Consider the following 12,964-nt stretch of genomic DNA (forward strand, 5'->3'; position numbering starts at 1 on the left):
GATAACCTATTGGTATTAGGCGCAGGCGTCTCCATAGGAGAACCACTCTTCAAACCTAGGGTAAACACTTAGTTACCAAACCGGTGCACCCGCCGCCTGATAGCACCTACCGGGTTTTTTTGACGCTTGAAATCCCGCCCGCCACCATGCCCCTGTTTCCCTATCGCCGCCAACTCTGGACCCTGCTCGTACTACTTGCAGGCACCGTGGCCTGCATGCTGGGTGCAGGCCAGTGGGCCTGGCAGCGGTCTTTGCACAACGAAAGTGACAACGTGCAGCGCCAGCTGGCCCTGTACGGGCAGACGCTGGCTCAGCGCATTGACCGCTACCGCACCCTGCCCGAAGTGCTGGCGCTGGACGCACAACTGCAAGACGCTCTGCTGCACCCCCTCAGCACGGCCGAGGTCGAAGCCCTCAACCTCAAGCTGGAGCGGGCCAATGGCGCGAGCCAGTCTTCCACCCTTACCCTGCTCAACCGCGATGGTCTGGCCGTGGCCGCCAGCAACTGGCGCTCGGCCAACAGCAACGTAGGGCAGGACTACAGCTTTCGCCCCTACGTGCAGCAGGCCCTGGCACAAGGGCGGGGAAGCTTCTACGGCATTGGAGTGACAACGGGGGAACCGGGGTACTTCCTGTCGCAGGCCATTCGTGACGACAGCGGCTACACCCTGGGACTGGTAGCCATCAAGATTGCCCTGCAGGAGCTGGAACGCGAGTGGCTGCAGACACCGGACATCGTGCTGGCGTCAGATGCGCACGGGGTGGTCTTCCTGGCCAGTCAGGACGCCTGGCGCTATCGCCTGCTGGAGCCGCTGGACGACGAGGAACGCCGTGAACTCAACGCCACACGGCAGTATGCAGGCCAACCCCTGCGCCCGCTGGACCTGCGGGTGGACGACCACATGGACAACGGCGGGCGACTGGTGCGCGTGCAAGCGTTGCATGGCATACCCGCCCTGCCCGGCCGGGTGTTATGGCAAACACAGCCTCTGCCCGGCACCCCCTGGCAGTTGCACCTGGTGCACGACACCCACACCAGCGTGACAGACAGCCGCTGGGCCGCCGCCGCCGGGGCAGGGGGCTGGCTGGCTGTGGCGCTGCTGGTGATGTTTGTCCGCCAGCGCCAGCGGCTGGCCCGGCTGCGCCAGCGCAGCCGCCAGGAGCTGGAAACCGTGCTGCGGCAGCACGCACAAGAGCTGCGTACCGCGCAGGACGGCATCGTGCAGGCCGCGCAGCAAGCAGCGCAGCAAACCGACACAGGCCTCTCCCGCAGCCTGGAGCACCTGCCGCAAGGCGTGGTCATCATCGATGCCGACCTGAATCTGGTGGCCTGGAATTCGCGCTATGTGCAGCTGTTTCGCTACCCCGCCGAGCTGATGCAGGTGGGCCGCCCCATTGCCGACCTGCTGCGCCACAACGCCCGCCGCGGGCTGCTGGGCTCAGGCCCTGTGGAAGAAGCCATTGCCCGCCGACTGGCCCACCTGCGCAGCGGCACACCCCACCTGCATGAAAGTGCCAAAGACGACGGCACCGTGCTGGAGATCCGCGGCAACCCGCTGCCCGAAGGCGGGTTTGTGACCAGCTATGCCGACATCACCAGCTACAAGAACGCCGCGCGCGAATTGCGATCGCTGGCCGATGCGCTGGAGCAGCGGGTGGCCGACCGCACACGCGACCTAGAGGCGGCCCGGCAGGAGGCCGAGCGCGCCAACCGATCCAAAACCCGCTTTGTGGCCGCCGCCGTGCACGACCTGCTGCAGCCGCTGAACGCCGCGCGCATGTTCACCTCGCTGCTGCGCAGCCACCTGCAGGGCGATGCTGCGCAGCATGCCGCAGACAGCATCGAAGGCGCACTGGCCGCACAGGACGCCATCCTCAACAGCCTGCTGGACATCTCGCGCATGGAGTCAGGCCAGCTCGATGTGCGCATCCACGACGTGGCCCTGGGCCCGCTGCTGCAGGTGCTGGGCCATAACTTTGGCGTGCTGGCCGAAAGCCAGGGCCTGAAGCTCAGTTGCGTGCCCACGCGCGCCGTGGTGCGCACGGACGAGAACCTGCTGCGCCGCATCCTGCAGAACTTTGTCTCCAACGCCATCCGCTACAGCCGACGCGGGCGCATCGTGGTGGGATGTCGCAAGGTGGGCGCAAGCCACCTGCGCATCGAAGTACACGACCAGGGCCCCGGCATCCCCGAGGCGCTGCAGCGCGAAATCTTCGAAGAATTCCGCCGCCTGGACGAGGGCCGCGCCGATGACCGAGGCGCGGGCCTGGGCTTGGCCATTGTCGAGCGCCTGGGCCGCCTGCTGGGGCACGAGATCGGTCTGCGCTCCCAACTTGGGCGCGGAAGCGTGTTCTGGGTGTGCGTGCCGCTGGGCAGCCCCGCAGCCATCCACCCTGCCACCCCACCCGCCACGACCCAGCAGCCCGCAGAGGATGCCCCCTTGCAAGGCAGCAGCGCCTGGGTGATTGAAGACGACGGCCCCACCTCCGCGGCCACCCAGGCCTTGCTGCAGCGCTGGGGCTGCGCCGTCCCCCTGGCAGGCGGCGCCTTGGAGGCCCTGGAACAGGCCCAACCCGGCCAAGCACCGCAGCTGGTGTTGCTGGACGTGCACCTCGGCGCGGGCCAGCACGGCCCAGATGTCTATGCCGAGCTATGCCAGCGCTGGGGCCAAAGCCCGGCGGTGATCCTCGTCACCGCTGAGCGCGACGCCACCTTGCGCCGCCAAGCGGCAGAGCGGGGCTGGGGCTTTCTAGCAAAACCGGTGAGGGCGCCCGCTTTGCGCGCACTGGTCAGCCAGACCTTGCTACGCCTTCGCCCAGGCTCGTCTTCCTGATCAAGGCAGCAAGGGACTTGGGCGATGCCTTTTGCTCCTGATTTGATAGCTGCCTGCGCTTATTCCATAAGCGCTATCCCGCAAGTTGCAGACTACTCCCTACCTGTGGGCGTCGCTTCAGCTGGCAGCCCATCCTCCGCCTCCAGGCTTTTGACTAACACCGCCGCCTGCGTGCGGCTGTAGCACTCCAGCTTTTTCAAAATCGCGGTGACGTGAACCTTCACGGTGTTCTCGGCCAGCCCCAGCTCTGCGGCGATCTGCTTGTTGAGCAGGCCGTCGGCCAGGCACAGCAGCACGCGGAACTGCTGGGGGGTGAGCTGGGCCAGGCGGGCGGCCAGCTCGGCGTCGGCCTCGGAGCGCTCGGCAGCGATGGGAGGAAAGCAGCTGTCTCCATCCAGCACGGCCTGGATGGCGTCGCCCATCGCCTCGGCGGGGGCGGATTTGGGGATGAACCCTGCTGCGCCAAACTGCTGCGCCCGGCGAATAACGCGTGGGTGGTCGTTGGACGAGATGATGACTACGGGCAGTTCAGGGTATTCGCCGCGCACATGCAGCAGTGCCGAAAAGCCCCGCGTGCCGGGCATGCTCAGGTCCAGCAGCACCAACTCCACCTCGGGGTGCTCTTGCAGCGCCTGGCCCAAGGTGGCGGCGCTGGCGGCCTCCAGCGTGCGGAACTGGGGAAAGCGTTCGCGCAGCACGTGCAGCACGGCAGCGCGAAAGAGGGGATGGTCGTCAGCGACGAGGAGCGTGGGCTCGGACATGGGCGCAGTCTGCCACGGCACGAGCTGCCTGTGTGTGAAGAAGGGGCATCACCGCCCCTGCCAGAACGCAGGCTGCGCGTATTGCTGTTTGAGGTATTCGATCCACAACCGCACCCGCAGCGGCATGTGCTTGCGCTGCGGAAAGACGACGTAGATGCCGTTAGGGGGGGCAGCAAACTCGCCCAGCACCTCTACCAAGCGCCCGGCGGCGATCTCAGCCTCAACCTCCCAGGTGCTGCGCCAGGCGATGCCGTAGCCCGACAGGCACCAGTCGTGCAGCACCTGTCCGTCCGAGCAATCCAGCGGCCCGCCGGGCTTGAGGTAGGCGACCTCGCTGCCGCCATCCTCCAGCGGGATGCGAAAGGCCCAGCCACGCACCTGCGAGGCCTCGCTGGACAGCATCAGGCAATCGAACTGCGCCAGATCGTTGGGATGGCGCGGAGTGCCGTGGCGCTGCAAATAGGCGGGGGTGGCCACGCACAGACGGCGGTTGTCGGCAATGCGCACGCTCACCAGCGAAGAATCGGGCAGGTCGCCCACTCGCACGGCGCAGTCATAGCCTTCGCCAGCCATGTCCACCACGCGGTCGCTGAGGTTCAGCGAGATGGTCACATCCGGATGCAGCTCACGAAAACGCGGCACCAGCGGAGCCACATGGCGGCGGCCAAAGCCCGCTGGGGCGGTGATGCGCAGATGCCCGGTGGCCTTCACACCGCCCTCGGACACACTGGCTTCCGCATTGGCCACATCGGCCAGCACGCGCTGGCAGTCGTCCAAAAAGGCACTGCCTTCGTGGGTGAGGCTGATGCGCCGGGTGGTACGCACCAGCAGCTTCACGCCCAGGTGGGCCTCCAGCGCATCAAGACGCCGCCCCATGATGGCGGGTGCCACCCCTTCGGCTTTGGCCGCGGCCGTGAGGCTCCCCCGCGTGGCCACTGACACGAACGATTCAAACGCCTTGAGTTTGTCCATGGCCTCACTTTTGCATAAAAGTCATTGGTTTTGAGATTTTCATGATCTTTATAACTTCAAACATTTGCAATACAGTGGACTTCACCGTGCACAACGACCCTGCTCAGGGTGTATGGCACCAAGATCCGGCTCCCTGTTTCAACCATTGCTCAAGGCACCCACCATGACCAATCGCACCACCGTCCACGGCCTGCAAGTGGCCACCAATTTGTTCCGTTTCATTGAAGACCAAGTGCTGCCCGGCACCGGTGTGGGCAGTGCAGACTTCTGGAAGGGCTTTGACGCCATCGTGGCCGACCTGGCCCCCCGCAACATCGCCCTGCTGGCCGAGCGCGACCGCCTGCAGACGGAGCTGGACACCTGGCACAAGGCCAACCCCGGCCCCATCCAGAACATGGTGGCCTACCGCAGCTTTCTGGAAAAGATCGGCTACCTGGTGCCCCAGCCTGCTGAAGTGAAGGCCACCACCGCCAACGTGGACGATGAGCTGGCCACCCAGGCCGGCCCACAGCTGGTGGTGCCCATCCTGAACGCGCGCTACGCGCTGAACGCGGCCAACGCGCGCTGGGGCTCTTTGTACGACGCGCTGTACGGCACGGACGTGATTCCCGAGACCGACGGTGCAGAAAAGGGCAAGGGCTACAACCCCGTGCGCGGCGCCAAGGTGATTGCGTTTGCCCGCCAGGTGCTGGACGACAACGCGCCCCTGGTCAGCGGCTCGCACAAGGATGCCACCGGCTACCGCGTGGAAGGCGGCCAGCTGGTGGTGGCCCTGAACAACGGCACCACCACCGGCCTCAAGACCCCTGCCCAGTTCAAGGGCTACCAAGGCGATGCCGCCAGCCCCAGCGCTGTGCTGCTGCAGCACAACGGCCTGCACATCGACATCCAGATCAACCGCACCACACCCATCGGCCAGAGCGACGCTGCGGGCGTGAGCGATGTGGTGCTGGAAGCTGCGCTTTCCACCATCATGGACCTGGAAGACTCCGTGGCCGCTGTGGACGCAGACGACAAGCTGCTGGGTTACAGCAACTGGCTGGGCATCATCAAAGGCACGCTGGTGGAGACCTTTGAAAAAGGCGGCAAGCAGCTGACCCGGGGCCTGAACGCGGACCGCATTTATGTGGCCCCCAACGCTGGAACCGGCAGTCAAGCTGCCGGGGGCGGCGAAGTGCGCCTGCACGGCCGCTCGCTGATGTTCCTGCGCAATGTGGGCCACCTGATGACCAACCCGGCCATCCTGTGGACCGACGCCCAGGGCGCGGTGCGGGAGATTCCCGAAGGCATCATGGACGCCGTCATCACCACCGCCATTGCCCTGCACGACCTGCAAGGCCATGGCAAGGACGGCATCCGCAACTCCCGCAAGGGCAGCGTCTACATCGTCAAGCCCAAGATGCACGGCCCCGCCGAAGTGGGCTTTGCCGCCGAGCTGTTCGGCCGCGTCGAAAAGCTGCTGGGCCTGCCGGACAGCACCGTCAAGCTGGGCATCATGGACGAGGAGCGCCGCACCTCCGTCAACCTGAAGGCCTGCATCGCCGCTGCATCCAGCCGCGTGGCGTTCATCAACACCGGCTTCCTGGACCGCACCGGCGACGAGATGCACACCGCCATGCTGGCCGGCCCCATGATTCGCAAGGGCGACATGAAGACCAGCGCCTGGATCCAGGCCTACGAGAAGAGCAACGTGCTGGTGGGCCTGTCGTGCGGCCTGCGCGGCAAGGCGCAGATCGGCAAGGGCATGTGGGCCATGCCCGACCTGATGGCCGAGATGCTCAAGCAGAAGATCGGCCACCCCAAGGCCGGTGCCAACACCGCCTGGGTGCCCAGTCCCACGGGCGCCACGCTGCACGCCCTGCACTACCACCAGGTGAACGTGCAGGACATCCAGATCGAGCTGGAAAAGACCGACGCCAACGCCGAGCGCGACAACCTGCTGACCGGCCTGCTGACCATCCCCGTCACCGCCAACCCGAACTGGACCGACGCCGAGAAGCAGCAGGAGCTGGACAACAACGCCCAGGGCATCCTGGGTTACGTGGTGCGCTGGGTGGACCAGGGCGTGGGCTGCTCCAAGGTGCCCGACATCAACGACGTCGGCCTGATGGAAGACCGCGCCACGCTGCGCATCAGCAGCCAGCACATGGCCAACTGGCTGCACCACGGCGTAGTGACCGAGGCGCAAGTGCGCGAAACCTTCGAGCGCATGGCCGCCAAGGTGGACAGGCAGAACGCCGGTGATCCGCTGTACCGCCCCATGGCAGGCCACTTCGACACCAGCATGGCCTACCAGGCTGCATGTGATCTGGTCTTCAAGGGTAAGGAGCAGCCCAGCGGCTACACCGAGCCGCTACTGCATGCCTGGCGATTGAAGCTCAAGGCCGCCACCGCCTGATTTGCTATTCATTTCATAGCTGCCTGCGCTTTATCCATAAGCGCAGGCAGCTTTTTTTATGGTTATCGAATGCTCAAAAGTCCTGGCGAAAAGGACAATGCCATCACAAGCAGGTAGATGTTGCGACCAGCGCGACAATGGGTGCGTGCATACACTCCCTTCACCCATTTCAGCGAACGATGCGCAAGCGGGTAAGTGCCCCCTGTGCGGGCAGGCCAACGGCTGCGCCATTGCAGCGGGCCAGCCGCCCCACACATGCTGGTGCATGCAGGCATCCATCTCCCCCGAGGCATTGGGCCGCCTGCCGCCGTCAGAGCAGGGAACGCGCTGCATCTGCCCCCATTGCGCGCGCAACTTACCTCCGCCTGCCAGCAACGGGGCCTGAAGGACCGATATGATCCATGAACGCAGGCAGGCAGGCCGAGCCGCCATCGCCTCATTGACGCAACCCTAACCCTTATTTGCAAGGAATATCCATGCCCACGTACCACATCGAAATGATGGAAGGCCGTACGGTCGAACAAAAACGCAAGCTGGTCGAAGAAATCACCCGCGTCTCCGTGGAAGTGCTGGGCGGCACGCCCGAGATGGTGGACATCCTCATCACCGACGTGAAACGCGAAAACTGGGCCACGGGCGGCAAGCTCTGGCTCGACCGCAGCTAACGCATCACAACCCGCTTTATGTCTGGACCCGGTTCCGTCACTGCGCTGAAGGAGCGCTACGGCGAGCACTACCGCTGGCTGTTGCTGCTCTCGGTGATGGTAGGCACGATGGCCTCCATCATGTCCTCGACCATTGTGAACGTGGCCATCCCGGACATGAGCCATCACTTTGCACTGGGTCAGGAACGCGCCCAGTGGGTCACCTCCGGATTCATGGTGGCTACCACGGTGGCCATGCTGACTACGCCCTGGCTTCTGGCCCGGTATGGCTACCGTGCGACCTACGTCGGTGCCATGGTGGTACTACTGCTGGGCGGCATTGCTGGCGGAGTTGCTGATCAATTCGCCTGGGTGCTGGCGGCCCGTGTTGCCGAAGGGTTGGCGGCGGGAGTCGTCCAGCCCATCCCGGCGGTCATCATCCTGTATGCATTCCAGCCGCATGAACAGGGGCGCGCGAGCGGCATCTTTGGCATGGGGGTCGTGCTGGCGCCCGCCATCGGCCCCAGCATCGGAGGGTTGCTGGTCGACTGGTTTGGCTGGCGCTCGATCTTTTTCATGGTGGTGCCACTGTGCATTGCCTCGTTGTGGCTGGCGTACCGCTATGTACCCGTCACCGCCCCTGGCGGATTAGCCGCCAACCGGGAGAGCGACGCGCTGGACTGGCGTGGGCTCCTGATCGGCGCCGTGGGCACCTTGTGCCTGCTCAACGGGCTGGTCACGCTTCACAACGGCACCGCTCTGGAAGCGGGTGGGTTGCTGGCACTGTCAGCCACGTCCTTGGTGCTTTTCATTGCATGGCAGCGCAGGTTGCTCGGCTCAGGTCGCAAACCCCTCATGGATTTGCGACTGTTCTCGTACCGGCAGTTCGCTATGGGCAGCGTGGTCGCGTTCATTTACGGAACGGCACTTTTCGGCTCTACCTACCTTCTGCCTGTGTTCATGCAGCTGGGGCTGCATTTCTCCGCCTCGCATGTCGGAACCATCATGCTACCCGCAGGTATCGTGCTGGCCATCACCATCGCATTGGTAGGGCGCCTGGCAGATCGTCAACCGACACACCTGCTGGTCGGCACAGGCTTGGCTCTGCTTGCAGTGTCTTTCGGGCTGATGATGACCATCGGCATCGGATCGCCCCTGTGGGCCTTGGTCGGCGTGGCCATCATTGGCCGCATCGGCCTGGGCTTTATCCTCCCCTCGCTGAATCTGGGTTCCATGCGCCCGCTGGAGAAGAACCTCATCGCCCAAGGCTCCAGCGCCATCAGTTTTATCCGCATGCTGGGTGGGGCTGCTGGGGTCAGTCTTTGCGGCATCGTGCTGGAGTGGAGGCTGGCCGCCCATGGAGCCGCTCTCGCTGGAGGGGTGGACAGTGCGGGACGCATGCAGGCTTTTGCTGAAACCTTTTTGATGCTGACTCTGCTCTGCGTGCTGGCATTGATTGCCGCGTGGCAGCTGAAGCCCGCGCCTGCCCAATCGCCGCAGTAAATGCGCAGTCCTTTCTCACCAAAGCCTTGATCATGTGCCAGCTGCTCGGAATGAACTGCAACACCCCGACGGATGTGCGCTTCAGTTTTTCAGGATTTGCCCAGCGCGGAGGGCATACCGGGGACCACACGGATGGCTGGGGAATTGCTTTCTTCGAAGACAAAGGCTTGCGCCATTTTGTCGACCACGAGCGCGCCGTCGACTCACCAGTTGCAGAACTGATCAGGCAGTATCCCATTCATAGCCGCAACGTGATTGCGCATATTCGCAAGGCAACGCAGGGGGTGGTCAGTTTGGAGAACTGCCATCCGTTCGTTCGAGAACTATGGGGGCGGTATTGGGTATTCGCCCACAATGGGGATCTGAAGACTTTCAGACCCAGATTGCACAGCCATTTTCACCCCGTGGGCGGCACGGACAGTGAGCACATTTTTTGCTGGCTCATGCAAGAGCTGGCCAAATCACACGCCGGGGTACCCAGTGTGGAAGAGCTTTCGCTCACCCTCAAAGAATTGGTAACGCGAGTCTCTCCGCAAGGCACCTTCAATTTCTTGCTGTCCAACGGGCAAGCGTTGTGGGCACATGCGACATCCCACCTTTGCTATCTCGAAAGACGGCATCCCTTTGGTCAAGCCAAGCTGGCTGATGAAGATGTTCAGATGGACTTTTCGACCTGCACCACTCCGTCAGATCGAGTTGCCGTAGTGGCCACGGCCCCCCTCACCAATAATGAATCATGGACGGCGATTCAACAAGGTGAGTTGTGCGTTTTTGTGGATGGAGAGCGGAAGCATTTCTAGCTGCTGTAGCTGCGCCAAGAATGCCCTCTGATTTGGTAAATCCTCAAGTTTGCGTGTACACACGCCCATCGAAACCCTGAGCAAGCTTACGGACGCAAGCTCAACAGCTTTGATTAATCGGGTTATCAGCTAAGGGCTAGTTGAGCCTTAAAGACCGCTCCACTCCCATTGAGTCCATTGAAACCCTGAGCAAGCTTACGGACGCAAGCTCAACAGCTTTGATTAATCGGGTTATCAGCTAAGGGCTAGTTGAGCCTTAAAGACCGCTCCACTCCCATTGAGTCCATTTGGGATCCCTAAAGCAAAAAACCCCAGTCTGAGTAGACTGGGGTTTTCTGGGCTGTAAGAGCCTGACGATGACCTACTTTCACACGGGAACCCGCACTATCATCGGCGCAAAGTCGTTTCACTGTCCTGTTCGGGATGGGAAGGAGTGGTACCAACTTGCTATGGTCATCAGGCATAACTTGGTGCTGAGCAGTCTTGGGACTGCTCGGCGAATTCATAGAGTTTGGAATCAGTTTTTTGTATTTGACTGCGTCTAACTTGGCATAACAATCTTTGAGCTTTTGCATTGAAGTGCATAGGCTATCAAAGTTATAGGGTCAAGCCGCACGAGCAATTAGTACTGGTTAGCTTAACGCATTACTGCGCTTCCACACCCAGCCTATCAACGTCCTGGTCTTGAACGACTCTTCAGGGGGCTCAAGGCCCCGGCAGATCTCATCTTGAAACGAGTTTCCCGCTTAGATGCTTTCAGCGGTTATCTCTTCCACACTTAGCTACTCGGCAATGCCACTGGCGTGACAACCGATACACCAGAGGTGTGTCCACTCCGGTCCTCTCGTACTAGGAGCAGGCTTCCTCAAATCTGCAGCGCCCACGGAAGATAGGGACCAAACTGTCTCACGACGTTTTAAACCCAGCTCACGTACCTCTTTAAATGGCGAACAGCCATACCCTTGGGACCGGCTACAGCCCCAGGATGAGATGAGCCGACATCGAGGTGCCAAACACCGCCGTCGATATGAACTCTTGGGCGGTATCAGCCTGTTATCCCCAGAGTACCTTTTATCCGTTGAGCGATGGCCCTTCCATACAGAACCACCGGATCACTATGTCCTGCTTTCGCATCTGCTCGACTTGTCAGTCTCGCAGTTAAGCACGCTTATGCCATTGCACTATCGTCACGATGTCCGACCGTAACTAGCGTACCTTCGAACTCCTCCGTTACGCTTTGGGAGGAGACCGCCCCAGTCAAACTGCCTACCATGCACTGTCCCCGATCCAGATAATGGACCTAGGTTAGAACCTCAAACACACCAGGGTGGTATTTCAACGTCGGCTCCATGAGATCTAGCGACCTCACTTCAAAGCCTCCCACCTATCCTACACAGATCTGTTCAAAGTCCAATACAAAGCTACAGTAAAGGTTCATGGGGTCTTTCCGTCTTTCCGCGGGGAGATTGCATCATCACAAACATTTCAACTTCGCTGAGTCTCAGGAGGAGACAGTGTGGCCATCGTTACGCCATTCGTGCAGGTCGGAACTTACCCGACAAGGAATTTCGCTACCTTAGGACCGTTATAGTTACGGCCGCCGTTTACTGGGACTTCAATCAAGAGCTTGCACCCCATCATTTAATCTTCCAGCACCGGGCAGGCGTCACACCCTATACGTCCACTTTCGTGTTTGCAGAGTGCTGTGTTTTTATTAAACAGTCGCAGCCACCGATTTTTTGCAACCCCTTTGGGCTCCCTCTGTACGAGTTCACCTACTTGGGGCATACCTTCTCCCGAAGTTACGGTATCAATTTGCCGAGTTCCTTCTCCTGAGTTCTCTCAAGCGCCTTAGAATACTCATCTCGCGCACCAGTGTCGGTTTGCGGTACGGTCGTCAATAGCTGAAGCTTAGTGGCTTTTCCTGGAAGCAGGGTATCACTCACTTCGTCTGCAAGCAGACTCGTTATCACCCCTCATCTAAGCCCGGCGGATTTGCCTACCAGGCACGACTACAGGCTTGAACCAACATATCCAACAGTTGGCTGAGCTAACCTTCTCCGTCCCCACATCGCACTATTGATCGGTACAGGAATATTGACCTGTTTCCCATCAGCTACGCATCTCTGCCTCGCCTTAGGGGCCGACTCACTCTACGCCGATGAACGTTGCGTAGAAAACCTTGCGCTTACGGCGAGGGGGCTTTTCACCCCCTTTAACGCTACTCATGTCAGCATTCGCACTTCTGATACCTCCAGCATCCGTTACCAGACACCTTCACAGGCCTACAGAACGCTCTCCTACCACGTGCAATAAATTGCACATCCGCAGCTTCGGTAACTGGCTTAGCCCCGTTACATCTTCCGCGCAGGACGACTCGATCAGTGAGCTATTACGCTTTCTTTAAATGATGGCTGCTTCTAAGCCAACATCCTGACTGTTTTAGCCTTCCCACTTCGTTTCCCACTTAGCCAATTTTAGGGACCTTAGCTGGCGGTCTGGGTTGTTTCCCTCTTGAGTCCGGACGTTAGCACCCGGTGCTCTGTCTCCCAAGCTGTACTCTTCGGTATTCGGAGTTTGCATAGGTTTGGTAAGTCGCCATGACCCCCTAGCCTAAACAGTGCTCTACCCCCGAAGGTAATACTTGAGGCACTACCTAAATAGTTTTCGGAGAGAACCAGCTATTTCCAAGTTTGTTTAGCCTTTCACCCCTATCCACAGCTCATCCCCTAGTTTTGCAACACTAGTGGGTTCGGACCTCCAGTACCTGTTACGGCACCTTCATCCTGGCCATGGATAGATCACTTGGTTTCGGGTCTACACCCAGCGACTGATTCGCCCTATTCGGACTCGATTTCTCTACGGCTTCCCTATTCGGTTAACCTTGCCACTGAATGTAAGTCGCTGACCCATTATACAAAAGGTACGCCGTCACCCTTGCGGGCTCCGACTTTTTGTAAGCATGCGGTTTCAGGATCTATTTCACTCCCCTCCCGGGGTTCTTTTCGCCTTTCCCTCACGGTACTGGTTCACTATCGGTCAATTACGAGTA

Annotated in this window: 8 protein-coding genes and 2 rRNA genes (1 of these 10 cut by a window edge); 6 read left to right on the top strand and 4 right to left on the bottom strand. The window is 60.9% G+C overall.

All coding sequences use genetic code 11. The annotated features are described in order from the left end of the window. Positions 1-146: 146 nt before the first annotated feature. Positions 147-2,834, top strand: a complete 2,688-nt coding sequence (locus AACH87_RS19890) for a PAS-domain containing protein (protein ID WP_338796303.1) — start codon at positions 147-149, stop codon at positions 2,832-2,834. Positions 2,835-2,926: 92 nt separating this feature from the next. On the opposite strand, the gene AACH87_RS19895 is transcribed toward AACH87_RS19890, so the two are convergent. Together AACH87_RS19895 and AACH87_RS19900 are read right to left on the bottom strand one after the other, a co-directional pair. Continuing rightward, on the bottom strand, positions 2,927-3,595 hold the full coding sequence (locus tag AACH87_RS19895) for a response regulator transcription factor (RefSeq protein ID WP_338796304.1): 669 nt from the start codon (positions 3,593-3,595) through the stop codon (positions 2,927-2,929). A 48-nt stretch (positions 3,596-3,643) separates the two neighbouring features. Further along, the gene (locus AACH87_RS19900) at positions 3,644-4,567 is read right to left on the bottom strand and encodes a LysR family transcriptional regulator (RefSeq protein ID WP_338796306.1); all 924 of its coding nucleotides are present in this window, start codon (positions 4,565-4,567) and stop codon (positions 3,644-3,646) included. A gap of 163 nt (positions 4,568-4,730) precedes the next feature. Between AACH87_RS19900 and AACH87_RS19905 the strand changes: the two genes are divergently transcribed. The 5 genes from AACH87_RS19905 (at position 4,731) to AACH87_RS19925 (ending at position 9,912) form a co-directional block, all read left to right on the top strand. Next, positions 4,731-6,965 carry a malate synthase G gene (locus tag AACH87_RS19905; protein WP_338796307.1) on the top strand — a complete coding sequence of 745 codons (2,235 nt, stop codon included), beginning with the start codon at positions 4,731-4,733 and terminating at the stop codon, positions 6,963-6,965. 166 nt (positions 6,966-7,131) lie between these two features. Beyond that, positions 7,132-7,350, top strand: coding sequence for a cysteine-rich CWC family protein (locus AACH87_RS19910; RefSeq protein WP_338799029.1), 219 nt, complete (start codon positions 7,132-7,134; stop codon positions 7,348-7,350). A gap of 91 nt (positions 7,351-7,441) precedes the next feature. Beyond that, entirely contained in the window at positions 7,442-7,630 is a 189-nt protein-coding gene (locus tag AACH87_RS19915) for a 4-oxalocrotonate tautomerase (RefSeq protein WP_338796308.1), read from the top strand. Between the two features lie 18 nt (positions 7,631-7,648). Further along, the gene (locus AACH87_RS19920; protein WP_338796309.1) at positions 7,649-9,112 is read left to right on the top strand and encodes a DHA2 family efflux MFS transporter permease subunit; all 1,464 of its coding nucleotides are present in this window, start codon (positions 7,649-7,651) and stop codon (positions 9,110-9,112) included. A 32-nt stretch (positions 9,113-9,144) separates the two neighbouring features. After that, entirely contained in the window at positions 9,145-9,912 is a 768-nt protein-coding gene (locus AACH87_RS19925) for a class II glutamine amidotransferase (RefSeq protein ID WP_338799031.1), read from the top strand. 348 nt (positions 9,913-10,260) lie between these two features. Here AACH87_RS19925 and rrf read toward each other — a convergent pair. Further along, a 5S ribosomal RNA gene (gene rrf / locus AACH87_RS19930) occupies positions 10,261-10,373 on the bottom strand. Positions 10,374-10,513: 140 nt separating this feature from the next. Next, positions 10,514-12,964 (bottom strand): 23S ribosomal RNA (locus AACH87_RS19935); it runs 428 nt beyond the window's last position.

The organism is Acidovorax sp. DW039, from assembly GCF_037101375.1.
GTDB lineage: Bacteria > Pseudomonadota > Gammaproteobacteria > Burkholderiales > Burkholderiaceae_C > Acidovorax.

Bases quoted from the DNA above. Each gene is read 5' to 3' on its own strand.
- AACH87_RS19890 (WP_338796303.1), top strand. From the start codon at position 147: ATGCCCCTGTTTCCCTATCGCCGCCAACTCTGGACCCTGCTCGTACTA.
- AACH87_RS19895 (WP_338796304.1), bottom strand. From the start codon at position 3,595: ATGTCCGAGCCCACGCTCCTCGTCGCTGACGACCATCCCCTCTTTCGC.
- AACH87_RS19900 (WP_338796306.1), bottom strand. From the start codon at position 4,567: ATGGACAAACTCAAGGCGTTTGAATCGTTCGTGTCAGTGGCCACGCGG.
- AACH87_RS19905 (WP_338796307.1), top strand. From the start codon at position 4,731: ATGACCAATCGCACCACCGTCCACGGCCTGCAAGTGGCCACCAATTTG.
- AACH87_RS19915 (WP_338796308.1), top strand. From the start codon at position 7,442: ATGCCCACGTACCACATCGAAATGATGGAAGGCCGTACGGTCGAACAA.
- AACH87_RS19920 (WP_338796309.1), top strand. From the start codon at position 7,649: ATGTCTGGACCCGGTTCCGTCACTGCGCTGAAGGAGCGCTACGGCGAG.
- AACH87_RS19925 (WP_338799031.1), top strand. From the start codon at position 9,145: ATGTGCCAGCTGCTCGGAATGAACTGCAACACCCCGACGGATGTGCGC.